The organism is Mycobacterium sp., from assembly GCF_035506235.1.
Classification (GTDB): domain Bacteria; phylum Actinomycetota; class Actinomycetes; order Mycobacteriales; family Mycobacteriaceae; genus Mycobacterium.
The window spans coordinates 1-24,998 of the sequence record NZ_DATJPU010000313.1; the positions used below are offsets into that span (position 1 = coordinate 1).

25 protein-coding genes, 3 tRNA genes and 3 pseudogenes are annotated in these 24,998 nt (G+C 68.3%); 24 read left to right on the top strand and 7 right to left on the bottom strand.

The annotated features are described in order from the left end of the window. The 3 genes and pseudogenes from VMD50_RS28920 to VMD50_RS28930 form a co-directional block, all read left to right on the top strand. Positions 1-324 (top strand): annotated as a pseudogene (locus VMD50_RS28920) (mammalian cell entry protein); the annotation flags it as partial. An 8-nt stretch (positions 325-332) separates the two neighbouring features. Then, positions 333-1,463, top strand: coding sequence for a virulence factor Mce family protein (locus VMD50_RS28925; RefSeq protein ID WP_325433277.1), 1,131 nt, complete (start codon positions 333-335; stop codon positions 1,461-1,463). A gap of 3 nt (positions 1,464-1,466) precedes the next feature. Continuing rightward, positions 1,467-3,005, top strand: coding sequence for an MlaD family protein (locus tag VMD50_RS28930; protein ID WP_325433279.1), 1,539 nt, complete (start codon positions 1,467-1,469; stop codon positions 3,003-3,005). 5 nt (positions 3,006-3,010) lie between these two features. On the opposite strand, the gene VMD50_RS28935 is transcribed toward VMD50_RS28930, so the two are convergent. Further along, positions 3,011-3,721, bottom strand: a complete 711-nt coding sequence (locus tag VMD50_RS28935; protein ID WP_325433281.1) for a TVP38/TMEM64 family protein — start codon at positions 3,719-3,721, stop codon at positions 3,011-3,013. Positions 3,722-3,873: 152 nt separating this feature from the next. On the opposite strand from VMD50_RS28935, the gene VMD50_RS28940 reads away from it, so the two are divergent. From VMD50_RS28940 to VMD50_RS28950, 3 genes and pseudogenes are all read left to right on the top strand, one after another. Then, entirely contained in the window at positions 3,874-4,383 is a 510-nt protein-coding gene (locus tag VMD50_RS28940; protein ID WP_325433283.1) for a hypothetical protein, read from the top strand. 57 nt (positions 4,384-4,440) lie between these two features. Then, positions 4,441-4,665, top strand: a pseudogene (locus VMD50_RS28945) (hypothetical protein); the annotation flags it as partial. Further along, positions 4,647-5,069 carry a TA system VapC family ribonuclease toxin gene (locus tag VMD50_RS28950; RefSeq protein WP_325433325.1) on the top strand — a complete coding sequence of 141 codons (423 nt, stop codon included), beginning with the start codon at positions 4,647-4,649 and terminating at the stop codon, positions 5,067-5,069. The pseudogene VMD50_RS28945 and the gene VMD50_RS28950, both read left to right, overlap by 19 nt. 27 nt (positions 5,070-5,096) lie before the next feature. Here the strand turns inward: VMD50_RS28950 and recD are convergent, their stop codons facing one another. Genes recD through recC form a run of 3 tightly spaced genes read right to left on the bottom strand, consistent with a single transcriptional unit; the run spans position 5,097 to position 13,419 of the window. Continuing rightward, a complete protein-coding gene (gene recD / locus VMD50_RS28955) occupies positions 5,097-6,833 on the bottom strand; it encodes an exodeoxyribonuclease V subunit alpha (protein WP_325433285.1) in 1,737 nt (578 codons plus the stop codon). Next, complete coding sequence (gene recB / locus VMD50_RS28960; RefSeq protein WP_325433287.1) at positions 6,830-10,135, bottom strand: exodeoxyribonuclease V subunit beta; 3,306 nt, start codon at positions 10,133-10,135, stop codon at positions 6,830-6,832. Before recB ends, recD begins: the two co-directional genes overlap by 4 nt. After that, positions 10,135-13,419 carry an exodeoxyribonuclease V subunit gamma gene (gene recC / locus VMD50_RS28965; RefSeq protein WP_325433289.1) on the bottom strand — a complete coding sequence of 1,095 codons (3,285 nt, stop codon included), beginning with the start codon at positions 13,417-13,419 and terminating at the stop codon, positions 10,135-10,137. Before recC ends, recB begins: the two co-directional genes overlap by 1 nt. Before the next feature lie 113 nt (positions 13,420-13,532). Here recC and VMD50_RS28970 point away from each other — a divergent pair, with 113 nt between their 5' ends. From VMD50_RS28970 to VMD50_RS28995, 6 genes are all read left to right on the top strand, one after another. After that, positions 13,533-14,048: a nitroreductase family protein gene (locus tag VMD50_RS28970; protein WP_325433291.1), complete on the top strand. Its 516-nt coding sequence runs from the start codon at positions 13,533-13,535 to the stop codon at positions 14,046-14,048. 68 nt (positions 14,049-14,116) lie between these two features. After that, positions 14,117-14,959, top strand: coding sequence for a lysophospholipid acyltransferase family protein (locus tag VMD50_RS28975; RefSeq protein ID WP_325433293.1), 843 nt, complete (start codon positions 14,117-14,119; stop codon positions 14,957-14,959). Then, positions 14,959-15,393: an SRPBCC family protein gene (locus VMD50_RS28980; RefSeq protein WP_325433295.1), complete on the top strand. Its 435-nt coding sequence runs from the start codon at positions 14,959-14,961 to the stop codon at positions 15,391-15,393. The genes VMD50_RS28975 and VMD50_RS28980 overlap by 1 nt, the downstream gene beginning before the upstream one ends. Before the next feature lie 10 nt (positions 15,394-15,403). Next, positions 15,404-16,153: a class I SAM-dependent methyltransferase gene (locus VMD50_RS28985; protein ID WP_325433297.1), complete on the top strand. Its 750-nt coding sequence runs from the start codon at positions 15,404-15,406 to the stop codon at positions 16,151-16,153. 135 nt (positions 16,154-16,288) lie between these two features. Then, the gene (cynS, locus tag VMD50_RS28990; protein ID WP_475448649.1) at positions 16,289-16,744 is read left to right on the top strand and encodes a cyanase; all 456 of its coding nucleotides are present in this window, start codon (positions 16,289-16,291) and stop codon (positions 16,742-16,744) included. A gap of 3 nt (positions 16,745-16,747) precedes the next feature. After that, positions 16,748-17,743 (top strand): patatin-like phospholipase family protein, encoded by a 996-nt coding sequence (locus VMD50_RS28995; protein WP_325433301.1) that lies wholly within the window; start codon positions 16,748-16,750, stop codon positions 17,741-17,743. A gap of 126 nt (positions 17,744-17,869) precedes the next feature. Here the strand turns inward: VMD50_RS28995 and VMD50_RS29000 are convergent, their stop codons facing one another. The 3 genes from VMD50_RS29000 to VMD50_RS29010 form a co-directional block, all read right to left on the bottom strand. Beyond that, positions 17,870-18,565 (bottom strand): crotonase/enoyl-CoA hydratase family protein, encoded by a 696-nt coding sequence (locus tag VMD50_RS29000; RefSeq protein WP_325433303.1) that lies wholly within the window; start codon positions 18,563-18,565, stop codon positions 17,870-17,872. 21 nt (positions 18,566-18,586) lie between these two features. Then, positions 18,587-19,420, bottom strand: coding sequence for a hypothetical protein (locus tag VMD50_RS29005; RefSeq protein WP_325433304.1), 834 nt, complete (start codon positions 19,418-19,420; stop codon positions 18,587-18,589). Between the two features lie 136 nt (positions 19,421-19,556). Beyond that, positions 19,557-20,270: an MBL fold metallo-hydrolase gene (locus VMD50_RS29010; protein ID WP_325433306.1), complete on the bottom strand. Its 714-nt coding sequence runs from the start codon at positions 20,268-20,270 to the stop codon at positions 19,557-19,559. 176 nt (positions 20,271-20,446) lie between these two features. Between VMD50_RS29010 and VMD50_RS29015 the strand changes: the two genes are divergently transcribed. The 12 genes and pseudogenes from VMD50_RS29015 to VMD50_RS29070 form a co-directional block, all read left to right on the top strand. Next, positions 20,447-20,650, top strand: a complete 204-nt coding sequence (locus VMD50_RS29015; protein ID WP_325433309.1) for a type II toxin-antitoxin system VapB family antitoxin — start codon at positions 20,447-20,449, stop codon at positions 20,648-20,650. 92 nt (positions 20,651-20,742) lie between these two features. Next, a tRNA-Thr gene (locus VMD50_RS29020) sits at positions 20,743-20,815 on the top strand. 53 nt (positions 20,816-20,868) lie between these two features. Continuing rightward, a tRNA-Met gene (locus tag VMD50_RS29025) sits at positions 20,869-20,942 on the top strand. A 59-nt stretch (positions 20,943-21,001) separates the two neighbouring features. Further along, positions 21,002-21,169: a 50S ribosomal protein L33 gene (gene rpmG / locus VMD50_RS29030; protein ID WP_066907182.1), complete on the top strand. Its 168-nt coding sequence runs from the start codon at positions 21,002-21,004 to the stop codon at positions 21,167-21,169. Between the two features lie 48 nt (positions 21,170-21,217). After that, positions 21,218-21,697: a (3R)-hydroxyacyl-ACP dehydratase subunit HadA gene (gene hadA / locus VMD50_RS29035; protein ID WP_325433313.1), complete on the top strand. Its 480-nt coding sequence runs from the start codon at positions 21,218-21,220 to the stop codon at positions 21,695-21,697. Further along, positions 21,684-22,112 (top strand): (3R)-hydroxyacyl-ACP dehydratase subunit HadB, encoded by a 429-nt coding sequence (hadB, locus tag VMD50_RS29040; protein WP_325433315.1) that lies wholly within the window; start codon positions 21,684-21,686, stop codon positions 22,110-22,112. Before hadA ends, hadB begins: the two co-directional genes overlap by 14 nt. Before the next feature lie 3 nt (positions 22,113-22,115). Continuing rightward, complete coding sequence (hadC, locus tag VMD50_RS29045) at positions 22,116-22,616, top strand: (3R)-hydroxyacyl-ACP dehydratase subunit HadC (RefSeq protein ID WP_325433317.1); 501 nt, start codon at positions 22,116-22,118, stop codon at positions 22,614-22,616. A 144-nt stretch (positions 22,617-22,760) separates the two neighbouring features. Beyond that, positions 22,761-22,833, top strand: a tRNA-Trp gene (locus VMD50_RS29050). A gap of 92 nt (positions 22,834-22,925) precedes the next feature. Then, positions 22,926-23,393 (top strand): preprotein translocase subunit SecE, encoded by a 468-nt coding sequence (secE, locus tag VMD50_RS29055; RefSeq protein ID WP_325433319.1) that lies wholly within the window; start codon positions 22,926-22,928, stop codon positions 23,391-23,393. 29 nt (positions 23,394-23,422) lie between these two features. Beyond that, positions 23,423-24,208 carry a transcription termination/antitermination protein NusG gene (gene nusG / locus VMD50_RS29060; protein WP_325433322.1) on the top strand — a complete coding sequence of 262 codons (786 nt, stop codon included), beginning with the start codon at positions 23,423-23,425 and terminating at the stop codon, positions 24,206-24,208. A 37-nt stretch (positions 24,209-24,245) separates the two neighbouring features. After that, positions 24,246-24,674, top strand: a complete 429-nt coding sequence (rplK, locus tag VMD50_RS29065) for a 50S ribosomal protein L11 (protein WP_325433323.1) — start codon at positions 24,246-24,248, stop codon at positions 24,672-24,674. An 80-nt stretch (positions 24,675-24,754) separates the two neighbouring features. Beyond that, positions 24,755-24,998, top strand: a pseudogene (locus tag VMD50_RS29070) (50S ribosomal protein L1); the annotation flags it as partial.

The window sequence follows — 24,998 nt, forward strand, 5'->3', positions numbered from 1 at the left end:
GCCTACTCCGAGGAACGGCTGCGCCCGCCGCCCGGCTACAAAGACACCACCGTCCCGGGGATCTTTTCGCGCGACACACCGTTTTCGCATGGCAACCACGAACCGGGCTGGGTCGTCGCCCCCGGGATGCAGGGCACGCAGGTCCAGCCGTTCACGGCCAACATGCTGACTCCCGAATCGCTGGCCGAGCTCATGGGTGGCCCGGACGTCGCGCCGCCGCCGCCGGGGACCAATCTGCCCGGACCCCCCAACGCCTACGACGAGTCGAATCCGCTTCCGCCGCCGTGGTATCCGCAGCCGGCACGTCCAGGGCCCGGCCAGTGAGGGGGGCCGTGAGCGCGGTCCGCCACGGGCTGGCGTTCGCGTTGACGGCCGTGGTGGTGGCGTCGTGCGGCTGGCGAGGCATCGCCAACGTGCCGCTGCCGGTCGGCCGCGGCACGGGCGCCGACCACCTGACGATCTACGTGCAGATGCCAGACACGCTGGCGCTCAACACCAACAGCAGGGTCCGGGTTGCCGACGTATGGGTGGGCACGGTGCGGGCCATCACCCTGAAGAACTGGGTCGCCACGCTGACGCTGGATCTCGATCCGGGCGTGAAACTACCGGCGAATGCGACCGCCAAGATCGGCCAGACCAGCCTGCTGGGCACCCAGCACGTCGAGCTGGCCGCGCCGAAAGACCCGTCGCCGCAGCCGTTGCGGAGCGGCGACACCATCGGCTTGAAGAACTCGTCGGCCTACCCCACCGTCGAAAGGACGTTGGCCGGCGTCGCAGTGATCCTGAACGGCGGCGGCATCGCGAACCTGGATGCGATCCAAACCGAGGTCGTCAACATCCTCGACGGACGCGCCGACCAGGTCCGCGAATTCCTCGGGCGGCTGGACACATTCACCGCCGAGCTGAACCGCCAGCGCGACGAACTCACCCGCGCAATCGATTCGACCAACCAGTTGCTGACCATCGTCGCGAACCACAACGACACGCTGGACCGCCTGCTCACCGACATCCCGCCGTTGATACGGCATTTCGCCGATACCCGGACACTGTTCGCCGACGCCACCGAGGCCCTGGGACGGTTCAGCGACGTCGCCAACCGGGCGCTGACCGATGCCCGCCCCGACCTCCACCGGAGCCTGCAGTCGCTGCAGCGACCGCTCAGCCAACTCGGCCTGGCCTCGCCGTACGTGGTCGGCGCGCTGAAACTGGGCCTCACAGCGCCGTTCAACATCGACGACGTCACCCAGGTGATCCGCGGCGACTACGCCAACCTGTCTCCCGTGCTCGACCTGACACTCTCCAGCCTCGACAACGCGATGCTCAGCGGAACCGGATTGTCGGGGGCGTTGCGGGCGCTCGAGCAGTCCTGGGGGCGCGACCCGCGCACCATGATCCCGGACGTCCGCTACACGCCGAACCCCAGCGACGCCCCGGGAGGGCCGCTGGTGGAAAGGGGCGAGTGAAAGATGTTGACTCGCTTGATCAAAACCCAGCTGGTCGTGCTGACCGGGGTGGCGGTGGCCGCGGTGGTGGTCCTGGGTTGGTATTACCTGCGGGTACCGAGCCTGGTCGGCATCGGCCGCTACACCATCTATGCCGAATTGCCCCAGTCCGGCGGCCTGTACCGGACCGCCAACGTCGCGTACCGGGGCATCACCATCGGAAAGGTCACCGGCGTCGAACCCACCGAACGCGGCGCTCGCGCAACGATGAGCATCGACAACCGCTACCGGATACCGGCCGACGCGTCGGCCAACGTGCACTCGGTCTCGGCGGTCGGCGAGCAATACATCGACCTCGTATCGACGGTCAACCGCGGTCCGTACCTGCGCAACGGGCAGACGATCACCAAAAGCACGGTCCCCAGCCAGATCGGCCCGGCCCTCGACGCCGCCAACCGTGGGTTGGCGGTGCTGCCCAAAGACAAGGTCGCGTCAGTGCTTTACGAAGCGTCACAGGCTCTGGGCGGTCTCGGACCATCGCTGCAGCGCCTGGTCGATGCCACGCAGGCGATCGCGCACGACTTCCGGGGCAGCATCGACGACGTCGACGACATCATCGCGCGCTCGGCACCGATCATCGACAGCCAGGCCAATTCCGCTGACACGATCCGGCTTTGGGCCGCCAACCTGAACAGCTTGGCCGCGCAGGCCGCGCAGCAGGATCACGCGGTGCAAAGCATACTGGCCAATGCGGCGCCCACCGCCGAGCAGGTCGACGCCACGTTCGGTGACGTGCGGGACGCGCTGCCGCAGGTGCTGGCCAACCTCGAGGTCGTCATCGACATGCTCAAGCGCTATCACAACGGCGTCGAGCAGGCGATGGTGTTCTTGCCGCAGTCGGCGGCCATCGCGCAGTCGGTGACGGCGAATTCCCCCGGCCAGGCGGCACTCGGCGTCGGCGCCATAGCGCTCAACCAACCACCGCCGTGCCTGACGGGCTTCCTGTCGGCGGCGGAGTGGCGGGCTCCGGCCGACACCGGACCCGCGCCGCTACCGGCCGGGACCTATTGCAAGATTCCCATGGATGCGACGAATGTGGTTCGTGGAGCGCGCAATTACCCGTGCGTGGACGTCCCCGGAAAGCGGGCGGCCACCCCGCGTGAGTGCCGCAGCACCGAGCCGTATGCGCCGCTGGGCACCAACCCGTGGTACGGGGACCCCGATCAGCTGCTCACCTGCCCGGCGCCGGGCGCGCGCTGTGATCAACCGGTGAAGCCGGGTCAGGTGATCCCGGCGCCGTCGGTGGACAACGGACTCAATCCGCTGCCCGCCGACCAGCTGCCGGGCACGCCGCCGCCGCTCAGCGATCCGCTGCAGCGGCCGGGATCTGGCGTCGTCCGGTGCAACGGCCAGCAGCCCAACCCGTGCGTCTACACCCCGACCGCGCTTTACGACGTGCGGAGCGGCAAGGTCGTGGGGCCCGACGGCGTGGTCTATTCCGTTGCCAATTCGACCAGCATCGGCGACGAGGGGTGGAAGGCGATGCTGGCACCGGCCGGCTGAAGCCTTCAGCGCGCGCCGCGGGCCTGCTCGCGCCATTTTCGGTATCCGCGCCGCGCCGCGAACGCGCCGACGATGGCGCTCACGCACCACACCGCTATCGCCGCGTACGCCAGCGGCGACGACAGATGCCTGATCGAGGCGCCCAGCGCGGTGTAGGCGAACGCCCGCGGCGCCGAACCGATGAGGGAGCCAAAGGCCATCTGCCACAACGGGACTCCGAACGCACCAAACGCGTACGAGGCCAGCGCATCGGAGATGCCGGGGACGAACCGCTGACCCACGACCGCCCACAGTCCGCGCTGTTCGATCAGCCCGTCGACGCGGTCGGCGCGTTGGGTCCCCAGCAGGGCCCGCGCGCTGTCCCGGCCGGCCCGGCGGCCGACGCGGCTGGCGACCATCGCGGTGCCGACCGTCGCGCCCAGCGTCACGAAGACGCCCAAGAGGGGACCGAACAGCATTCCGCTGCCGGCGGCCAGAATCGAGCCGGGCACGAACAGCGTGCCGAGGATGGCAGAGACCACGACGTAGGTCAGCGGCGCCGCCGGCCCGGTCGCCGAGACCACGCGCCGTATCGCGTCGATGTCGATGACCCGCGCCACTGCCACCAGGTAGAACATCGCGGCCAGGAAGGCCGCGAACACCGCGAGCCGCACGATGTGGCTTGCCCGGGATACGGGTCGGGATACGGGCGCGAGCCCCTCTTCGCTGTCGGTCATCGTGACCGCGATTCTTGCGCACCCGTCGCGGCCGCCTTGCGGCGCCCGTCCTTGTCGGACCCTCGGAGCACACTCGGCTCAATCGACGCGACGTCCGAGATCGCGTCAAAAGGAAGTGGGGCGACATGGGGAACAGGGCGAACATCGTCATCGTGAAAGATCAACAATGGCAGCTTTATTACTCACACTGGGCAGGCTGCCGCATACTCGATGCGCTGATCGGTGGACCGGAGTTGGCGCTGCGGTATGCGCAGTCGCTCCGGCGATGCGCACAAGACCAGTGGGTCGACTCGTTGTGGGCCGACGGCGGGGCGGTGGTGGACCTGGATCGTCGCCGCGTGTTGTTTTTCGGCGACGAATTGATGGTGGGCATGCAGGAACGCCGAGCCCTGATGGATGTGCTGGTGGCGGTGTGGTCCGATTATGCGATCTGTTGGGCGTACAGCGGCACCGCCGAACTGGCGAGCTATGTCGGAGCAGAGTTGCCGGCCTACGCATGGGACAAGCGGCCAACCCTCCAGCTTTCCCGAGACCGAAACGCGTTGTGCCATCTCGTCTCTGTAGTCGACGCCACCGGCGAGCTTCGGATGTGGCCGCTGTGGTGGGAGCGGTTCGTTCACGCGTGCGGCTCGGTACGGACAGAGCATGCCGCGTCGGTGTGACGCGACGTCGCGATCCGCGCATCAATGCATCATGATGCGCCGATGATAGGCTGGGGCGTGCGCACCACCATCGATCTCCCCGACGACCTGCATAAACAGGCCACCGCGATCGCGCGGGACACCCACCGGACGCTGAGCGAGACAGTTGCCGATCTGATGCGACGCGGTCTGGGCGCCGGTAGCACCATCGCGATCTCCAAGGACGCCAGGACGGGAATACCGCTGGTGAGCGTCGGGACGGTCGTGACGTCGGACGACGTCCGATCGTTGGAGGACGAGGAGCGACGGCGCTGCTCGACGCGAACGTGCTCATCGCTGTGGTCGTCGCCGAGCATGTGCATCATGACGGCGCCGTGAGGTGGCTGGCGGCATCGGACACCAAATTCGCGACGTGCCCGATCACGCAAGGAAGCCTTGTCCGATTTCTGGTGCGGATGGGGCAATCCGCGGCGTTGGCCCGGGCGGTGGTCAGCGGTGTCGAGCAGGTCGACCGTCACGAGTTCTGGCCCGACAGCGTCTCTTTCGCCGGAGTAGACGTCAACGGTGTGGTGGGTCACCGGCAGGTGACGGACGCCTACCTCGCTCACCTTGCGCGAAGCCGCAACGGGCAGTTGGCCACCTTCGACGGTGGACTGGCGCACCTGCACGGCGACGTCGCCGTCCTCGTTCCCACGGCGCCCCGATGACCGACGGCTGATTGGCGGTGCCTCGATTCAGGTGGTCGCGGCTGTGGGCTGCAACCGCCGCCGCAGGCCGCTCGCCCGCAGCGCCCGCCGCCCGATCGCGGCGCGTACCGACGCCTCCGAGCCGACCACCCGCACCTTGGCCTTGGCGCGGGTCACCGCGGTGTAGAACAGCTCGCGCGTCAGCAACCGCGATTCCTCCGGTGGCATGAGGACCGTCACCTCGGTGGCCTGGCTGCCCTGGCTCTTGTGGATCGTCATCGCGTGCATGGTCTCGACGTCGGATAGCCTGCTCGTCGAAAAGTTCAGCGGCCCTGCGGAACTGGCGATGACGGCACGCAGCCCGTCCGGGCCGGCGACGGCAACTCCGGTGTCGCCGTTGTAGACCCGCAGCCCGTAGTCGTTGGCTGTCACCAGCAGCGGCCGCCCCGCGTACCACTCGGACCACGGTGGCAGGCCCATCTCTTCGGAGAGCCACATCTCCGCCTGCCGGTTCCAGTGCCGCACCCCGAACGGCCCCCTCCGGTGCGCGCACAGCAGCCGATGCTCGTCCAACGTCGCCAACGCCTCGTCGACGGCCCCCAACAGCGCCGCCTCCCGCAGCCGAAGCGCGTGCGGCATCAGGATCGAACGCAACCGATCGGTCGCGTCGTCCGCCTCGACGAACTCAATGTGTTCGTCACCGGACCGCAGCAGCCCCAACGCGCCCTCGGTGTCGCCCAACCGAATCGCTTCGGCCAGGGCGCCGATCGACTTCCCGAAGCGGTGCGGCGTGTGCAACGTCGCCACCCGCACGTCCGCACGCGCCGACAGGCCGTCCACCAAGTCGGCCAGCACGGCACCGGCTTCCACCGACGCCAACTGGTCGGCGTCGCCGACCAGGACCAGCCGGGTGTCGGGGCGCACCGCCTCCAGCAACCGCGCCATCATCGTCAAAGACACCATCGACGTCTCGTCGACCACAATCATGTCGTGCGGCAACCGGTTTGCGCGATCGTGCCGGAACCGCGACGACGAGTCCGGTCTGCGGCCCAGCAGCCGGTGCAGCGTTGTGGCCTGCAGGTCACCCAGCCGCGCGCGATCGGCCGCTTCCAGCCTGGCCACTTCCAGCTGCACCGCCTCGGCCAGACGAGCCGCCGCTTTGCCCGTCGGCGCCGCCAACGCGATCCGCGGTGGTGCCGATCCGGCCAGCTCCGCCTGCTCGGCCACCAGCGCGAGCAGGCGCGCGACCGTGGTCGTCTTGCCGGTGCCGGGACCGCCGGTGAGCACCGTAACGCCTTGCGAGAGGGCGATTTCCACCGCCACGCGCTGCTCCTGGTAGTCCGGTGGGAAAAGCCGCTCGCTGACGGGCGCCCCGGCTGCTCGCCTGGCCGCCAGCAAGGCGAGCAGGTCGTCGCACACCTGCTTTTCTTCACGCCAATACCGGTCCAGGTAGAGCAGCCGCTCGTCATAGAGATGCAGCACGGGCGGATCGCGAAGCAGCACACTGGCCCGCACCGCGGCCTGCCACTGCATCGGCTCGGGCCACGGCAACCCATCCGAGCCGACCGCCTCCGCGATCGTCGCCAGGTCGACACACACCGAACCGCCCCGCAGTGCGCGCACCAGCAGCGCCACCGCCAGCGCGACCCGCTCGTCGGGCTCACCGCCCAACGCGCAGATCCGGTCGGCCACATGCACATCCGAAATGTCCAGCACGCCCGCCTCGTTGAACGTCAGCAGCAGGCCTGCCGCGTCGACGGCGACCTCGACGTCGGTGACGGTCATGCCGCCCGCCCGCCCTCGTCGAGCAGATCCGAGAGCGCCACCACCAGCCGCGCCGGCGGCTGCCAGCTGAACACCCCGCACGGCTGGCCGTCGATCACCGGCGTGTCGGGTCCGCACATGCCGCGCACGAACAGATACAGCACCCCGCCGAGATGCTGCGTCGGATCGTACGCGGGCAGCCGCCACCGCAGAAACCGGTGCAGCACAACGGTGTACAACGTGGCTTGCAGCGGATAATCCGAGTGCAGCATGGCCTCGGTCAACCGGTCGCTGCTGTAATCGGCCGCTGCGCCGCCGAGGTAATTGGTCTTGTAGTCCACCACGAGGAAACGCCGGTCGGGCAGGCGCAGCACCGCGTCGATCGACCCGGCCAGGTATCCGCGCAGCGACTGACCCCCCATTGCCGGCGACGTCAGCCGCTCGGCATACGCGGCCAGCGGATCACCCGAGGGCAGATGCGCCCGCAGCAGCTCGCCCACCTCGGACAGCGACGCGTCCGGGGCGGCCCCGCGCATCTCGCCGCCGGCCAGCGGGATCTCGAAATCCAGCTCCCGCAGGCGATCCCGCAGGCCGATCTGCCGCAGCGTCATACCGGGCGCAAGCGGCCCCAACGCCGTGTCGTACATCGGGACCAGCGCGGCGGCCAGCTCGGCCGCGGTGACACCGACCGGCCACCACGTCAGGGAGCGCCGCACCTGCTCCTCGAGCTCGGCCGCCAGGTCGGCGGCGCCCGGGTCGGCCGTCTCGAGCACCGCGTGTACCAGCGAGCCGAACGCTGCGCCCGCGGGCAGCGCCGCCATCGGCGAGGTCACCGCCGGGTCGGGGCCGGGCGCCGTGACCGCGGTGACTGCGGTGTCCACCTCGTCGTCGCGCGTGCCGACCTCCGGCTCGCTTTCCACCCCGGCCGCTGCGCCGGCGGCCACCCCGCCCGTTTCCATTCCACGGACCAGCGCCGAGTACGAGGTCCGTCGCCACCGAGTGTCGATCGACCGGTGGAAGTGCCGCACCCCGAAATCGGCCGAGTCGGTTGCTGTTTCGGCCGCGGCAGCGGCGGCGACGGTCGATTCCTCCACCGAGGGCCCCCCGGCGTCCTCCCACCCCTTCAAGACCGCCCAGGCGTCCTCGTCGGTGAGGGTGGCCGCGTCGCACCTGTCGGGCACCCGGGCCTCGCCCACCCCGCGGCCGCGCAACAGCCGCGACAGCCCGCCGTTGCGCTCGTCCCACGACGGCGCCCACCAGGCGACCACCTGCGACTCCGCCCGGGTCAGCGCCACATAGGTGACCCGGATGTTGTTGCGGGCCTCTTCGGTTCGGTGCAGTTCGTCGGCGCGGCGCCGGTCGCGGTCGTTCTTGGCGCCGAGGTAGAGGCAGCGCTGTTCGTGCTCGTCGTGATAGAGCAGTATGTCGTCTTTGCGGACATTGCGGTTGAACGCGAACGGCAGGTACACGATGGGGAACTGCAGGCCCTTGGCCACATAGACCGTCATGATCTGCACCGCCGCGGCGTCGCTGTCGAGGCGGCGGCTGTGTTCGGTGGCGCCGTTGCGGCGATCGCATTGGCTGCGTAGCCAATCGCGCAACGACGGCAGGCCGTAGTGCTCGCGATGGGCGGTGTCGTGCAGCAGCTGCGCGATGTGCGCCAAATCGGTCATGTGCCGCTCGCCGCCGTACTGGGAGAGCACCCGGTGCCCCATGCCGCCCCGCTGCGCGGCTTCGAACACCGCGGCGATGCCGCGCTGCCGCGCGTGGTTGGCCCATTCCCGCAGGGTGTCCGCGACCCGGTCGGTGAGCGCATCACCCTCGGCGGCAAGGGTTTCGGCGGTCGCGCCGAAGAACATCGTGCAGGCGGCGGCGCGGACCAGCCCGCTGCGGTGCGGGGCGTCGAACGCCTCCAGCAGGCACAGCCAGTCCTTGGCGGCCTGGGACTCGAACACGTCGGTGTCGCCGGTGTAGATCGCCGCAATCCCAGCCGCGGCCAACGCATTACGGCATGCCCGCGCCTCCTCGTGCCGTTCGACGATCACCGCGATGTCGCCGGCACCGACCGGGGAGCCGCGGTAGGTGGCGCCGCTTGCCAGCAGTGCCCCGATGTCGACGGCCAGATCGTCGGGAATGTGGCGGCGCAGCACCCCGATCGGGACGGTGTCGTTGCCGGCGTAGCCGAGGCCGGCCCGTTTGACCACGCGCAGCCGAAACGGCGCGTTGTGCGGCGCCCCGGCCAGCCGATGCCCGCCGTGGTGGGCTTCGATGTCGCGCACGACGATCTCGGGATGGCCCAGCGCCGCGCCGTGCAGCACCGTCTGCAGGCGCTCGACCAGCGCGCGGTCGCTGCGCCAGTTGACGCTCAGCGTGTAGCGGGCATCGGCGCCGCGGGCCGCCTCCAGGTAGGTGTAGATGTCGCCACCCCGGAAACCGTAGATGGCCTGTTTCGGGTCGCCGATCAGAATCAGCGTCGAGTGGCCGCTGAACGCGCGGTTGAGCACCCGCCACTGGATGGGGTCGGTGTCCTGGAACTCGTCGACCATCACGATCCGCCAGCGACCCCGCATCCGCTCCCGGGCCGGGGAGCCCTCCTGCTCAAGGGCTTTGGCAAGCCGGGTGAGCAGGTCGTTGAAACCAAGGATGCGCAGCCGGCGCTTGCGGTGTTCGAGTTCCTCGCGGACCGCGGCGGCGAAGCGCAGCCGGATCCCGGCCTCGCTGTCCGGGTCGGGATCGAGCGGGCGCCAGTCGGCACACGGGTCGTTGACGACGGCCCGGGCGAGCTCGAGCGCCTGCTTGTAGCTCAACACCGGATCGCCTTCTGCTCGCCCGAACTGGGCGAGGTAGCGGTCGTCGACGATCTCGGTGACCAGGTCATCGAGGTCTTCCTTGAGCCTCACGTCCGACGCGGTGTCGCCGGCCACCCCCAGCGATCGCAGCACCGACCCGCAGAACTCGTGGGTCGTGGCGATGGTGGCCGCATCGAAATTCGCCAGGGCGTCCCGCAGCCGCGCCCGCCGGCAACGGCGCTCCTCATCGCTGCCGCGCAGCAGGTGCTCGACGAGCTCGGAGCCTGCGGGCGCGCGGCCCTCCAGCGCCGCCACCGCCGCGACGATCTGACCGCGGACGCGCTCGCGCAATTCCCGGCTGGCGTTGCGGTTGAACGTGATCAGCAGCATCTCGCCGAGCGTCACGCCGGTCTCTGCGAGAAAGCGGGTGACCAGGCCGGCCAGCGCGAACGTCTTACCGGTGCCGGCGCTGGCCTCCAGGACGGTGGTGGAGCCGTCCTGGGGCAGCGGGCCCAGGAGGTTGAAGCGATCCATCAGCCGGGGTGCCTTTCGGCCGCCAGCAACGGCGACCACAGTCGTGCGGCCAGCGCGCCCAGCCGCGTGTCCTCCCCGGGCGTTTCTTCGCCCGGTCGGGGCGGCCCCAGTAGCACCGCAAGCGGCGCGCGTTCCCCCCACACCCGCACGTGCGCCCGTTCGGCGTCGTCACCGGGACTGAATCTGGTGCCCGCCCACTTGGCCTGCGCGGCCGCGCGCGGGTCCTCGCCGTCCCGGCGGGCCTCGGCCCACGCGCACGACGTCTTCAGCGGCAGCGGCAGCGGCTCGCGCCGGCCCGCGTCGTAGAGCGCCACCAGGCCTTGCAACACCGCGAGCGGGGCCGACGGCGGCGCGAAAAGCCTTTGCGCGATCCGGTTTTGGCTTTGGCCGCGGCCGATGCACAGCGCCGACCAGTCGCGTCCCGGCGTCTGGGCCGCCAGCGCGACCAGCCCGATCCACGACGCCAGCACATGCTTGGGCGCCAGCTTCGAGTAGGTCACCGACACCGTCCGCTCGCCGAACACCGGGGTGACCGTTCCGGTGAGCCGCCGCCCGCCGCCGAGGTCGATCGCCACGTCGTGCGCCGCGCCGTCAACGGTGCGGTGCTGCAGCGCGGCCAACGCCAGTTCGCGCGCGCGATCGCGGATGTCCTTCGCCTTGCGCACCCCGAGCCGCCCGGGCGGCAGCGTCCCGCGGCGCCACTCGGCGTTGGCTGCGGTGTCCGGATGCATGCCGCCCAGCATGTCGCGCAGCATCCGGTCGCCGACGGTCCAGGCTTCCAGCGCGTCGATCTCCACCGGCATCGCGTCGCTGATCTCGTCGACGTCCCACGGCAGCGTGCAATCCAGCGCCCGGAAGAAGCCCTTGGCCGGGTCCTTGAAGAAGTCGAGCAGGTCGGCGAGGGCCACGTCGGTGACCGGCGGCGGGGGAAGCAGCTCGGTGATGAAAGGCGCTGGCAGGCAACGCTTCCCGGTTGCGGCGCGGGCGGCGGCCAGCGCGGTCGGGTCGAACGTGAACGGTTTGCCGGGCACCAGCGCGCCGGGGGTGACGTTGCGGCGGTCGAACGGCTGCAACGGGTGCTCGGTGACGACGTGCCGGCGCACCGGCGCCGGCGTCGTCTGGTCCAGCGCGTCGAGCAACTCGTCGAGCGGCACCGCGGGCGGACGCGGGTAGCCGGCGTACGGGTCGGCACCGGTGTAGGTGATCACCAGGGTCTCGGTGGCCGCGCACACCGCGTCGAGCAGCAATTGCCGGTCCTCCGAACGGATGTCGCGGTCACCGGTCATCGCGTCACGGGCCAGCGCGTCGTCACCGTCGGGGACGAGCAGCCGCGGGAACACGCCGTCGTCGAGACCGACCAGGCACACCACCGGGTGCGGCACCGAGCGCATCGGCACCATCGTGCACACGGTCAGCGTGCCGGTGCGGAAGTTCGCCCGGGTGGGCCGCCCCGCCAGGTGGGTGGAAAGCAACGCCCGCACGTCGGGCAGCCGCAGGGGCGTCGAGCTGCGCGGGCCGGCCTGCTCGACAACCTTGGCGAACTCCCGCTGCAGCTGCGCCTCCTGCCAGGCGTCGCCGGAGCGGGTCAACCCCGCGACGCCCTCCGCCAACGTCGCCAGCCATCCGGTCAAAGGCCTTGCGCCCTCGAGGTTTTTGACGACGTCGTGCAGCCGGGCGACGTATTCGGCCAGACGTCCGGCCAGTTGCACCTTGTCGCTGCCCACGTCATCGAGCGGCAGCGCGGTGTCCAGCCACGCCCGCGAGTCGTCGGACATCGCCACGCCGGTCAGGATGCGGTCCAGCCCGAAGCGCCAGGTGTTGTGCACGATGTGGTCCAGACCGTACGGCGCGCGATCTTCCCGGTCGAAGCCCCACCGGACGTTGGCCTCCCGGACCCAGTCGGTGATCGCTTCGAGGTCGTCGTCGCTGAACCCGAAACGGGCCCTGATCGGCGCGGCCTGCGCGAGGTTGAGCACCTGGCTGGCGGTGGCGCGGGTGCCGGCGAGGGAAAGCAACTCGGCCGCCACCGCCAGCAGCGGGTTGGTCTGGGTGAGCGCCCGGTCGGCCAGGCGAACCCTCAGCTGGTGTGCGGGATGGCTGTCGCCCGCGGTCTCGCCGAGCCCGAACCCGGCGACGATCAACGACGCGTAGGTTTCGATGTCGGGACACATCACCACGATGTCGCGCGGCTCCAGCGTCGGGTCGTCCTGCAGGAGCCCGAGCAGGACTTCGCGCAGCACGTCGATCTGGCGGGCCGGGCCGTGGCAGCTGTGCACCTGCACCGAGCGGTCGCCGGGCGCCAGCGCGCGTCCTTCTGGCCGCACCGCGTTGGCGGCGATGTCCGATTGCAGCCAGCCCAGCAGCGTGTCGGGAGCGCTTGCGCGCGTGAGGTATTCGTCGCTGGCGAGGTTGGCCGGCAGCATGCGTTGCAGCTCGCGCAGGTCGCGGCCGAGGGTCTCCAGCAGCGGGTGGTGGGCGGCGTGCCGGCTGGCGTCCTCGGTGCGGGGCACCGCGCCGTGCAGGTCGTCGAGCGCCCGCCACAGGTCGTCGCTGGGGTGCGGCAGCCACAGGTGCAGATCGTGGTGAGTGGCCAGGGCGTCGAGCAGCTCGACCTCGGTGCACGCCAGCCGGGTATGCCCGAACAGCGACAGCCGCGCCGGCAGCTCGGTCCGGCCCTCGCGCAGCCTCGTCAGGGCTTTCTGGTGCCGCACATGCGGGGGATCGGCGTCGATGCGTTCGACCAGCGCGCGCCACAGGTGCGGCTGCCAGTCCAGGTCGGCGTCGAGGCCGACCACCCGGCCGTCCAGCCAGTCGGCCAGCAGGTGCGGGCGCTGCCGCGCGTAGGAGGCGAACAGCCCGGCCAGCCGGCGGGCCACCGCGTAACGCCGCCCGCGGCGCAACTCGGCCTCCAGGTCGGTAAGGCCATGACCCAAATGCGTTGCCAGCGTTGCACACCACGGCTCGTCCAGGCCGCGATCGATGGCCTCCAGCAGCGGCCAAGTCATCGCCTCCGGCGACCAGGGATCGTCGTCGGCCGTGCCGGTGATTTCGGCGATCAACGAAGACGGGCTGCGGAACGCGACCCCCGCGCACACCCCGTCGCCGGCGCCCGGCCTGCACCCCAGCACGTGCGACAGCCGCTGACTGAGCCAGCGTTCCACGCCGCGCGCCGGGACCAGCACCAGCTCCTCGGCGAACGGGTCGGCGAGCGGGGCGGCCAACAGCGCGCCGAGACCGGCGGCGAGCAGGTCGGTGCGCTCGGCACGGTGGAGATGGAGGGCCATTGCGCTGCCACCATAGAACGCCGCACCGACAGCCGGGGATGATTCCGCGCCGACATGCCGTTCGACCGTGGTGGCACGATGGCAAGGGACCGGACGAAACGAGAAGGAACGAGATGCAAGCTTGGGACGCGATCTGTGCGCGGCGCAATGTGCGGCAATACAAGCCGGAACCGGTGTCGGAAGCCGACCTGGACCGCATCGCCGAGGCGGGCTGGCGGGCGCCGTCGGCCAAAAACCGGCAGCCGTGGGACTTCGTGATCGTCACCGACCCGGCCCGGCTGCAGGAGTTGTCGACGGTCTGGCGAGGCGCCGGGCACATCGCCGGGGCCGCGGCCGCGATCGCGATCGTTGTGCCGGTGCCGCCGGATGAGCGCAGGCTCGTCACCGACAACTACGACGTCGGCCAGGCCACGATGGCGATGATGATCGCGGCCACTGACCTGGGCATCGGGACGGGCCATTCGTCGGTGGGGGACCAGGAGAAGGCGCGCGCCATCCTGGGTGTGCCCGACTACCACCAGGTGGCCTTCCTACTCGGCATCGGGTATCCCGCCGACCGTCCGCTCACCCCGATCCGCAAGCCGGATCGGCGGCCCTTTTCCGAGGTCGTCCACCACGGGCGGTGGTGAGCCACGGCCCTTCGCGGTAGCGACGAATGGCCCTCCTTGCTTTCGCTCGGCTGTGCCAGGCTGAGACCATGGCCGGCGTCGCGGATGCCATCGGGTGGGTGAGCAAGCGGGTTGGCGACCGGGTGCCCAAGGCGGACCTGGACCAGCGCGACCCGGACTTCATTCGAGATCAGCTGCCCGGCACCTGGTTGCTGGCGTCGCTGTACTTCCGGGCCGACGTCCGCCGGCTCGACCGCATACCGCCGGAAGGCCCCGTGCTGCTGGTCGGCAACCATAGTGGCGGCAACGTCCCGCCGGACACCTTCGTCTTCACCCTGGCGTTCTGCTCATATTTCGGCGTGGAGCGCCCGTTTTATCAGCTCGCGCACAACCTGGTCACCCTGTACCCGCCGCTGCGCTGGCTCCGCAAGTTCGGCACCGTCGCTGCCAGTCCCGAAAACGCCCGGCTGGCACTGGAATCCGGCGCCGCCGTGCTGGTGTACCCCGGCGGTGACTACGAGGTGTTCCGCCCGTCGTGGCAGCGACACGTCGTCGACTTCGGTGGCCGCAAAGGCTTCGTGCGGCTCGCCCGCGAGACCGGCGCACCGATCGTTCCCGTGGCCAGCGTCGGCGGTCAGGAGACGGCGTTGTTCCTGGGGCGCGGGCAGTGGCTGGCCAAACTGTTGGCGCTCGACAAGTTGGTCCGACTCAAGAGCGTGCCGATCTCGCTGGCGCTGCCATGGGGCCTCAACATCGGCGATCTGTTGGGGCACATCCCGTTGCCGGCCAAGATCGTCGTCGAGGTGCAGGAGCCTATCGAGGTCGACGACCCGGATGTGCAGGACCAGGCCGTCTACGACGAAGTGGTCGCCAGCCTGCAGGCCGGCGTCGATCGCCTGGCCGCCGAACGCCACTTCCCGGTGCTCGGCTGATGCGCGTCGAACGCCGGATCATCGTCAACGCCGAACGCGCCACCGTGTGGGAGGTGCTCAGCGACCCGGACCGCTACCCGTCGTTCCTGCCTCACCTGGAGCGCTGGGAGACGCTGACGGAAGGCCCGGCCCGACTGGGCGCCCGGTACACCGTGTTGTGGAAGATCGGCTCGATCCCGGTGGGCGGCGTCGCCGAAGTGGTGGAATTCGACCCCGGGCGCGACCTGGCCTGGATCAACATCACCGGCGTGACGCAGCGCGGCCGGTTCCGGCTGCGCGACGCCGGGCCGGGCCGGACCGTCGTGACGTTCCGCCTGGCCTACAGCTCAGAGGGCGGCCTGCTCGGCCTGATCGCCGACCGGGTGGCCGCGTTCTGGGTCGGCCGTTCACTGGATGAGAGCCTGAAAAACCTTCGGCGCCTTGTCGAGTCGTAAGCTCGTCACTGTGCATGATCACCGGGGCGACTACGGAATCGACGGCTCATTCAAGACCATCTCGGCGCGCGGGCTGGCGATCGGCGTCGTCGCCCAGGCCGCCGCTCTGGCGGTGTGGGCCGGGATCAGCCGGGCGCGCGGCAGGCGGGTGACGGCCGCGCTGACCGGGGGATGGGCCGTCGCGCTGCTTGCGGGGATGGCGTCATACGTCTACGCGACGCGCTCGGGCAAGTTCGTCGTGTGGGACCGGGTGCTCGACGAGCTGCGGCTGCGCGGCGACGAAACGGTGCTCGACCTCGGCTGCGGACGCGGCGCGGTGTTGCTGGCCGCGGCCAAGCGGCTGCCTCGGGGACGCGCGATGGGCGTCGACCTCTGGCACGCCGACCAGACCGGCAACTCGCGGGACGCCACGCTGGCCAACGCCGCCCTGGAGAACGTCGCCGACCGCATCGAGGTGCGCACCGCCGACATGACGGCCCTGCCCCTGGCCGACGAAAGCGTGGACGTCATCGTGAGCAACCTGGCCATCCACAACATCCCGACACACGCCGGCCGGCGGCAGGCGCTCGACGAAGTGGTTCGGGTGCTGCGGCCGGGTGGTCGGCTCGCCATCGCCGACCTGTGGGAGACGCGGCAGCATGCCGCGCGCCTGCGGGAGCTGGGATGGCGAAACGTGAAGCGCCGCAACCTCGGATGGCGCATGTGGTATGGCGGTCCGTGGATTTCGGCGCGCCTGGTCACCGCCACGAAACCGGGGTGAGGCCCGGCCCGGCGCCCAAGGTATAGGTCGTCGTCGAATGTGGTAGCGCATGCGCTACCGGATTTCTAAACCGTCTCATGGTCCCGCCTGGGCTTGGCTCGGCGCCAACGATTCAGCGGTGCAATGCTGATACGCATGACGAGAAACGAACTCACCGAACAGATCGTCGTCGCTCGGCTGGCAAAGGGGCTGACCTGGCAGGAACTCGCCGACACGATCGGCAGGCCGGTGCTGTGGACCACGTCGGCGTTGCTCGGGCAGCATCCGGTACCCGCCGAGCTCGGCAAGGTTCTCGTCGAGATGCTCGGCCTCGACGAGTCGGCGGTGCCCGTTTTGGCGGCGCCGCCCATGCGCGGCGGCCTGCCCACGGCGGTTCCGACGGATCCGACCATCTACCGCTTCTACGAGGCGCTTCAGGTGTACGGCGGCGCCATCAAGGAAGTGATCCACGAGCAGTTCGGTGACGGCATCATGAGCGCCATCAACTTCAGCGTCGACCTGCAGAAGAAGCCGCACCCGTCGGGCGACCGGGTCGTGGTGACGTTCGATGGGAAGTTCCTCCCCTACCAGTGGGTCTCGGCAGAAGGGTGACTTATGCCCGTAAGTCCGAAGCTCGCCGACCTTGTGCTCTCCGGCGGGGGCGTCAAGTTCATCGGTCTGGTGGGCGCCATCGCCGGGCTCATGGAAGCAGGGTATTCGGCCTACCGGGTGTCGGGAGTTTCGGCGGGATCGGTGGTCGCGGTGCTCTCGGCGGCCGCCTCCCAGGGTGACCAACTGACGAGCGAACAGCTCAAAGAGCTGGCGCTGTCGGTGCCGCTACGCAAGTGGCGCGACGCCGGGCCCCTTCCGGTGTTCGGCTCCGCCTGGGGTCTGGTGCGCGACACGGCCATGTACCGCGGTGATTTCGCGCACGACTGGATCCGCGGCGAGCTGAAGAACCTGGGCGTGACCACGTTCGGTGACCTCGCCCTCGACGACGACGAGTTGCCGAGGGAACGGCGCTACAAGGTGGCGATCACCGTCGCTGACCTGACGGCGGCGCAGTTGGTGCGGCTGCCGTGGGACTATCAGCGGCTCTACGGTCTGGACCCCGACGAGCAGCCCGTCGCCGATGCCGTCCGCGCGTCGATGGCGATCCCGTTCTTCTACCCGCCGGTCACGATGACCAACACGATGGGCCTGACGTCCAACCTGGTCGACGGCGGCGTGCTGTCGAATTTCCCGATCGATTCGCTGGACCGCACCGACGGCAAGCCGCCGCGCTGGCCGACCTTCGGGATCACCGTGATGCCCAAGCTCGCCGAGGGCGTCGACCAGGCGTTCCCCGCGCTGCGTCCGCTGCGTTTTCTCAAGCAATCGGCCCTACTGGAAAGCCTGTTCACCACCATGCTGGTCGGCCACGACCAGGCCCAGTTGAGCCAGCCGTGGGTGAGCGCCCGTACCATCCCGGTCGCCTCGACCGACGTCAGCGTTCTCAACTTCGGCATTTCCCGGGGGCGCCTCGAAGAGCTCTACGACAGGGGCTATGCGGCCGCACAGCTGTTCCTGTCGACGTGGGATTGGCGGGCATACCTGGACCGGTTCCGGTAAACCGTCGCGCCGCGGGGCGCCGCGAGGGTGAAGTGACGTGACGGCACGTCGCGTACGTGTCACACTTACGGCGAGGAGGCGAGCAACGTGGTGGCCGGGTCTTTTCCGGGCCACCGCGTTCGCGCTTCAGCGCCCGAACTCGGCCTCCAGCCCGTCGATTCCGGCGCGGATCGCCTTCAGCGCGTCGGCCCGGGCGCGCAACTTGGTGGCGGCGTGCGCGTGCTGGTGCAGGCCGGCGAATTCGCGTGCGGCCTCTTCGGCGCGCTTGACCACAATTTCGGGCAACACGATTTCGTCGACAAAGCCGGCGGCGAGCGCGGTTTCACCGAAGAACGTCTTGGCCAGCCCGACGGCCTGCTGGTAAGCCGACTGCGTCAGGCGCAGCTTCATGATCTCGAGGGCCGCGTACGGGATGACCATCCCGATCGCCACTTCGTTGGCCTGAATGTTGTAGGCGTGGGCGGCCACCCGGTGGTCGCCGGAGGACAACAGGAACGCCCCCATCGCGATGGCGTGGCCGGTGCAGGCCATCACCACCGGCTTGGGATGGGACAACAGCCGGTAGGCCAGCTCGAAGCCGCCCCGCAGCATGTCAATGGCCGGCTGCACCTCGCCGGAGGTCAGGATCTTCAGGTCGAACCCGCCGCTGAACACCCGCTCGTTGCCGGTGATCACCAACGCCCCGGCGTTGTCGCTGTCGGCCCGGTCGATCGCCTCGCCCAGGGCCTGCTGCATCGTCGGGCCCAGCGCGTTGACCTTGCCGTCATCCATCCTGATGACCGCGACGGAATCCTTCAGGCTGTAGAGGACCGGGCCGCTCATGGTTGCTCCTTCGATCCTGGGTCAGACGTGCTGGCTGCGATGTTTGGCCAGATCGGCTTCCGCGTTACCCCAGCGCAGGCTGACGTCGGTGGGCTGGTCGAGCAGACGGGTGCGCCACCGGTCCTGCGTCTCCTGCACGGCGCCGTTGATTCGTTCGATCTCGCTGCGGAATACGTCGGGACGCGTTTCCTTGCTCGCGTAGTGGAAGTAGGTCAGCAGCCCCCGCAACAGCTCCAGCTTCTGCTTTTCCCGCTTCGCCAGGTCGTGGGTGGTCATCAACTCGATGCGCTGAACCGGCGGCAGCGCGTCCCAGTCCAGCACCACGCTGGTCTGCAGCACGGGCCGATCGCCCTCCCAGAACCGCCAGCCGCGCGGCTTGTCGGGGCGGTCGTGATAGATCACAGACCCGGCGAAGCGCGACTCGATGCCCATTCCGATCTCGGCGCGGTCGAGCGCCGAATCCCACACCATGCGCCATTCCTGGCCGGGCGCGAGAACCGGCAATTCGCGCGGAAGCTGCAGTTGGACGACATCGGCGTAGCCGTCGGCGGCGTTTTCGTATTCCGCCACCGTCGGCGGGTTCGGAAAAGCAAACCGGATGTCATATGCCGCGGTCTGTCCGAAATTTCGGACGACGAGCTCGATCACGTGCCAGTCGGCCGGATGCGGTTCCATGAACATCGCGACTTGGGGCCGGGTCTGCTCTGCGGCCAACCGGCGGTTGAGTTTCAGTTGCCGGCTTATGAAGACCAGCGCGACGACGCCCAGCAAAACCGCCGCCCACGCCGCCCACGCCAACCAGGTGCCGGACCCAACATGGGTGACCCCCTGCCAGGCACTCTGGATCCACCCCATTAGACCCACCCTTCCGCTTATATCACAGCGGTCTTCCGCCGCGAATTTCGCTGGCCCGATACTAAAGGCGTCTGGCGCGCATTGCTGACCCGGGAACTAATCGTGATCACTCAGGCGCAAATGGCCTCTGAGTCGGTCAGCCGCCCATCAGCATTCGCCACTGATCAAGATCGGCTGCGCGATACACGTAGTTGGAACGCTTGACCTCCGATAGTGAAGCGCTCGGCTCCGCCGAATACCAATGCCCCGGAAACACTGTCGGGTCACCCGGTAGCGCGGCGAGCCGCCGCAGGCTGCGATACATCTCATCGGAGTCGCCGCCGGGGAAATCGGTGCGTCCGCAGCCGTCGAGAAACAGCGTGTCACCGGCGACCAGGCGGTCGCCGAGCAGGAAGCACTGGCTGCCGGGAGTGTGGCCCGGGGTGTGCAGCAGCTCGATCTCGATGTCCCCGACGTTGACCTTGTCATGGTCCTCGTGGGCGGTGAGATCGCCGAGGCCGATCCCGGTGACCCGTGAAACCCAAAGGGCCTCATGCGTGTTCACGTGGACGGGCACGGGCGCCCGCTCCAGCAGCTCGGCCAGGCCCTTCAGCTGGAAGCCCATCATCGAACCGCCCACGTGGTCCGGATGGTGATGGGTCACCAGGACCCCGGACAGGTGCATGCCGTCGGCCTCGAGCGCGTCGAGCAGATCGCCGGCGGCGTAGGCGGGGTCGACCACCAGGCAGTCGCCGGTCTGCCGGTCCCCGATCAGGTAGGCAAAGTTGCGCATTTGCGTCGCGAACATGTCGCCGGCGGCGAAATCGCGACCGGATAGCAGTTGGCGGAAGTACAGCCGGTCCTCTGACACCCGACCAGACTAGTGGCGATCGCGAGCGCGGCGTAGCCGGGCGAAGCGGGTCGGCACGATCAGGTCTGATCCTCGTCGGAGGCTCGCCGCTCGCGGCTTCCCATCGGGACACACTTTGCCGGGAAAGCGGCCTTCACCCATCGGTTGAGGCCCTGCGCAGTGGGTATTGTTGGCGCATGAAGAAGAGGGTCGAGATCGAAATCGACGACGATCTGGTCCAAGAGGCGATTCGTCGGTTCCATCTGGCCGACACGCGCGAGGCCGTCCATCTCGCGTTGCGGACGTTGCTCGGCGAGTCGGGCCCGGGGGATGAGCAAGACGACGAGTACGACCAGTTCAGCGATCTCAGCGCGTGGCAACCGCGCAAGGACGGGAACTAGCCGAGGAGCCGCCCGGTCCGTGGTTTGGTGCCGTTGCGCGCCAGGTTGTACCCTCTTTTAGGCCCGCGGCACGACTGTCGCTTGGCTGAACGGCCCCCTTAGCTCAGTCGGTAGAGCGTTTCCATGGTAAGGAAAAGGTCAACGGTTCGATTCCGTTAGGGGGCTCGGCGGACGCCGAGCAGGCGGGCGGCTCCAAACCCTAGACGGGGTGGCCCAGAGGCGATGTAGCTCAGTCGGTTAGAGCGAACGACTCATAATCGTTAGGTCGCCGGTTCGAGTCCGGCCATCGCTACAACAGAACATCGCTACAACAGAACAATGTGACTTTTCTAGAGAGCAGAGAGAACGGACATGGCTTCCAGTACCGACGTGCGGCCGAAGATCACCTTGGCGTGTGAGGTGTGCAAGCACCGTAACTACATCACCAAGAAGAATCGCCGCAACGACCCCGACCGGATGGAGCTGAAGAAGTTCTGCCCGAACTGCGGCAAGCACCAGCCACACCGCGAGACACGCTAGGCGCCGTCGTCAGCGTTTATTGAGAGTGACTAGGTAGGTTCTACAGCCGTGTCGTTGAGCGCGAACATCGTCGGGATGCACTACCGCTATCCCGATCATTACGAGGTCGAGCGCGAGAAGATCCGCGAGTACGCGGTGGCCGTGCAAAACGAGGACGCGTGCTTTCACGAGGAGGACGCGGCGGCTGAGCTGGGCTACAAGGGCCTGCTGGCCCCGCTGACGTTCATCTGCGTGTTCGGCTACCGGGCCCAGTCGGCGTTCTTCAAGCACGCCAACATCGCAGTCGAGGACGCGCAGATCGTCCAGGTCGATCAGGTGCTGAAGTTTATGAAGCCGATCGTGGCGGGCGACAAACTGTACTGCGATGTGTATTTGGATTCGATGCGCGAGTCGCACGGCACCCAGATCATCGTGACCAAGAACATCATCACCGACGAAGCCGGTGACGTTGTGCAGGAGACCTACACGACCCTGGCGGGCCGTGCCGGCGAGGATGGAGAAAAGGGATTTTCTGATGCCACTGCGTGAGTTCAGTTCGGTCAAAGTGGGCGACAAGCTGCCGGAGAAGACCTACCCGCTGACCCGCCAGGATCTGGTGAACTACGCGGGTGTCTCCGGCGACCTGAACCCGATCCATTGGGACGACGAGATCGCCAAGGTCGTCGGGTTGGACACCGCGATCGCCCACGGCATGCTGACCATGGGGCTGGGCGGCGGCTACGTCACCTCGTGGGTCGGCGACCCCGGTGCGGTCACCGAGTACAACGTGCGGTTCACCGCCGTGGTGCCGGTCCCCAACGACGGCAAGGGCGCCGAGCTGGTCTTCAACGGCCGGGTAAAGTCGGTCGACCCGGAGAGCAAGTCGGTGACGATCGCCCTCACGGCGACCACCGGCGGCAAAAAGATCTTCGGCCGGGCGATCGCGTCGGCGAATCTGGCATAAGACATGGCGCTCAAAACCGACGTCCGCGGAATGAGCTGGAAGTACCCGGACTATTTCGAAGTGGGCCGTGAGCAAGTTCGCGGATTCGCACGGGCGATCAAGTGCGACGATCCGGCATGCTTCGACGAGGCAGCGGCCGCCGAACTGGGCTACGACGCCATCATCGCACCGTTAACTTTTGTATCGATCTTCGCGAAGATCATCCAGGATGACTTCTTCCGGAATGTCGACGTCGGCATGGAGACCATGCAGATCGTCCAGGTCGATCAGAAGTTCGTTTACCACAAACCGATATTTGTGGGCGACAGGCTCTACGGCCGGATGGACATCCAATCGGTGAACGAGCGTTTCGGCGCCGACATCGTCGTCACCGAGAACACCTGCACCAATCAGGACGGCGAGGTGATCCTGGTCGCCTACACCACCCTGATGGGACACGAGGGTGACGACTCTATCCAGCTCAGATGGGACAAGGAATCCGGGCAGGTCGTCAGAACCGCGTAATTAGTGTCTGACACCTGCCTCGATGTACACTCGGACCTCGGGGTTTTCCCAGCATCAGCGCGCTTTCCGGGATTCGAGCATTCGGGGAGCGCGCGTGTCATGTAAGCCCCGGCAGGTAAGCGCAGGTTGGGCTGCCAACCGCGAAGGGGCGTAGCTCAAGTGGCAGAGCAGCGGTCTCCAAAACCGCAGGTTGCAGGTTCAAGTCCTGTCGCCCCTGCAGACGGCGAAGCCGTGCCATGGTGGACACTGGAAGACAGTGCCCCATCATGTGGGACGGCCCGCGGGACATAGCAAACAAAGGAGCATGCGGTGAGCGACGAGGGCGACGCTGCCAACGACGCCGCACGCGACGGCGGCGACACCGAGGAGAGCCGCGACAGCGGCGGTCGGACGGCCCTGGTGACCACGACGCGGCCGCAACGGCCGACCGGCAAGCGGTCGCGGCAGCGCATGGCCGATGCCGACGACGTCGACGTGGAGTCGCCGGACGAGGCCGAGGCCGCCGGGGACGATAAGGTCAAGAAGGGCCGGGCAGCCAAGAAGGCCAAGGCCTCGAAGAAGCCGCGGAAGCCCGGCGACCGTTCGGCCAATCCGTTCGTGTTCGCCTACAACTACCTCAAGCAGGTCGTTGCAGAGATGCGGAAGGTGATCTGGCCGAACCGCAAGCAAATGCTCACCTACACCTCGGTGGTGTTGGCGTTTCTCGCCTTCATGGTGGCGCTGGTCGGCCTGGCGGATTTCGGCCTGGCCAAGCTCGTGCTGCTGGTGTTCGGCTGAGCTGAGAAAGACAGAGAGGACTGAAAACCGTGACTACCTTCGACGGTGACACGTCCGCGGGTGAAGCGGTCGACGTGCAAGAGGTCACTGAAACCTCAGCGACCCCTGAGGCCATCGAAGCCTCAGCCGCCGAGACCCCGGAGACCATCGAGACCGCTGAGCAGGCGGAACCGGCCGAGCAGGCCGAGGAGGCTGACCCCGCCGCCGCGCTGAAGGCGGAGCTGCGCAGCAAGCCCGGCGACTGGTATGTCATCCACTCGTACGCGGGATACGAGAACAAGGTGAAGGCCAACCTGGAAACGCGCGTGCAGAACCTGGACGTCGGCGACTACATCTTCCAGGTCGAGGTGCCCACCGAAGAGGTCACCGAGATCAAGAACGGCCAGCGCAAGCAGGTCAACCGCAAGGTTTTGCCCGGCTACATCCTGGTGCGCATGGATCTGACCGACGACTCGTGGTCCGCGGTGCGCAACACCCCCGGGGTCACCGGCTTCGTCGGCGCGACGTCGCGCCCGTCGGCCCTGACGCTCGACGACGTGGTGAAGTTCCTGCTGCCGCGGGGTGCGGCGAAGAAGGCCGCCAAAGGCGCGGCCAGCACCGCGGCCGTCGCCGAGACGGGCGGCCTGGAGCGTCCGGCCGTCGAGGTCGACTACGAGGTCGGCGAATCGGTGACGGTCATGGACGGGCCGTTCGCCACGTTGCCCGCCACGATCAACGAGGTCAACGCCGAGCAGCAGAAGCTCAAGGTGCTGGTGTCCATCTTCGGCCGCGAGACGCCTGTCGAACTGACCTTCAACCAGGTCGCCAAGATCTAAGGGCTCCACGCCCTTCCAGAAAGGAAATCGAAAACCCATGGCCCCCAAGAAGAAGGTCGCCGGGCTGATCAAGCTGCAGATCCAGGCCGGGCAGGCCAATCCCGCCCCGCCGGTCGGCCCCGCGCTCGGCCAGCACGGCGTCAACATCATGGAGTTCTGCAAGGCGTACAACGCCGCGACGGAGAACCAGCGCGGCAACGTCATCCCCGTGGAGATCACCGTCTACGAGGACCGCAGCTTCACGTTCGCGCTGAAGACCCCTCCCGCCGCCAAGCTGCTGCTCAAGGCCGCCGGCGTGCAGAAGGGCTCGGCCGAGCCGCACAAGACCAAGGTCGCCAAGGTGACCTGGGACCAGGTGCGTGAGATCGCCGAGACCAAGAAGGCCGACCTCAACGCCAACGACATCGACCAGGCCGCCAAGATCATCGCCGGCACCGCCCGGTCGATGGGCATCACGGTCGAATAAGTACTTCGGCGTCGCGCCGCGGCGTCGCGTGGGAGAGCCCGCTTCGGCTCGTCAACCACACCTCTCACTAGGAGACAACAATGAGCAAGACCAGCAAGGCATACCGCGAAGCCGCCGAGAAGGTGGACAAGTCGCGGCTATACACCCCGCTCGAGGCGGCCAAGCTGGCCAAGGAGACGTCGTCGAAGAAGCAGGACGCAACCGTCGAGGTGGCGATCCGGCTGGGTGTCGACCCGCGCAAGGCCGACCAGATGGTGCGCGGCACCGTGAACCTGCCGAACGGCACGGGTAAAACGGCGCGCGTGGCGGTGTTCGCGGTGGGCG

Excerpts from the sequence above, each read along its gene's own strand:
- VMD50_RS28975 (WP_325433293.1), top strand. The coding sequence starts at position 14,117 with ATGGCCGGCGTCGCGGATGCCATCGGGTGGGTGAGCAAGCGGGTTGGC.
- rplK (WP_325433323.1), top strand. The coding sequence starts at position 24,246 with ATGGCCCCCAAGAAGAAGGTCGCCGGGCTGATCAAGCTGCAGATCCAG.
- recB (WP_325433287.1), bottom strand. The coding sequence starts at position 10,135 with ATGGATCGCTTCAACCTCCTGGGCCCGCTGCCCCAGGACGGCTCCACC.
- hadB (WP_325433315.1), top strand. The coding sequence starts at position 21,684 with ATGCCACTGCGTGAGTTCAGTTCGGTCAAAGTGGGCGACAAGCTGCCG.
- VMD50_RS29000 (WP_325433303.1), bottom strand. The coding sequence starts at position 18,565 with ATGAGCGGCCCGGTCCTCTACAGCCTGAAGGATTCCGTCGCGGTCATC.
- recC (WP_325433289.1), bottom strand. The coding sequence starts at position 13,419 with ATGGCCCTCCATCTCCACCGTGCCGAGCGCACCGACCTGCTCGCCGCC.
- VMD50_RS28980 (WP_325433295.1), top strand. The coding sequence starts at position 14,959 with ATGCGCGTCGAACGCCGGATCATCGTCAACGCCGAACGCGCCACCGTG.
- recD (WP_325433285.1), bottom strand. The coding sequence starts at position 6,833 with ATGACCGTCACCGACGTCGAGGTCGCCGTCGACGCGGCAGGCCTGCTG.
- VMD50_RS28970 (WP_325433291.1), top strand. The coding sequence starts at position 13,533 with ATGCAAGCTTGGGACGCGATCTGTGCGCGGCGCAATGTGCGGCAATAC.
- rpmG (WP_066907182.1), top strand. The coding sequence starts at position 21,002 with ATGGCTTCCAGTACCGACGTGCGGCCGAAGATCACCTTGGCGTGTGAG.
- cynS (WP_475448649.1), top strand. The coding sequence starts at position 16,289 with ATGACGAGAAACGAACTCACCGAACAGATCGTCGTCGCTCGGCTGGCA.
- VMD50_RS29005 (WP_325433304.1), bottom strand. The coding sequence starts at position 19,420 with ATGGGGTGGATCCAGAGTGCCTGGCAGGGGGTCACCCATGTTGGGTCC.
- VMD50_RS29015 (WP_325433309.1), top strand. The coding sequence starts at position 20,447 with ATGAAGAAGAGGGTCGAGATCGAAATCGACGACGATCTGGTCCAAGAG.
- VMD50_RS28935 (WP_325433281.1), bottom strand. The coding sequence starts at position 3,721 with ATGACCGACAGCGAAGAGGGGCTCGCGCCCGTATCCCGACCCGTATCC.
- hadC (WP_325433317.1), top strand. The coding sequence starts at position 22,116 with ATGGCGCTCAAAACCGACGTCCGCGGAATGAGCTGGAAGTACCCGGAC.
- VMD50_RS28930 (WP_325433279.1), top strand. The coding sequence starts at position 1,467 with ATGTTGACTCGCTTGATCAAAACCCAGCTGGTCGTGCTGACCGGGGTG.
- VMD50_RS28995 (WP_325433301.1), top strand. The coding sequence starts at position 16,748 with ATGCCCGTAAGTCCGAAGCTCGCCGACCTTGTGCTCTCCGGCGGGGGC.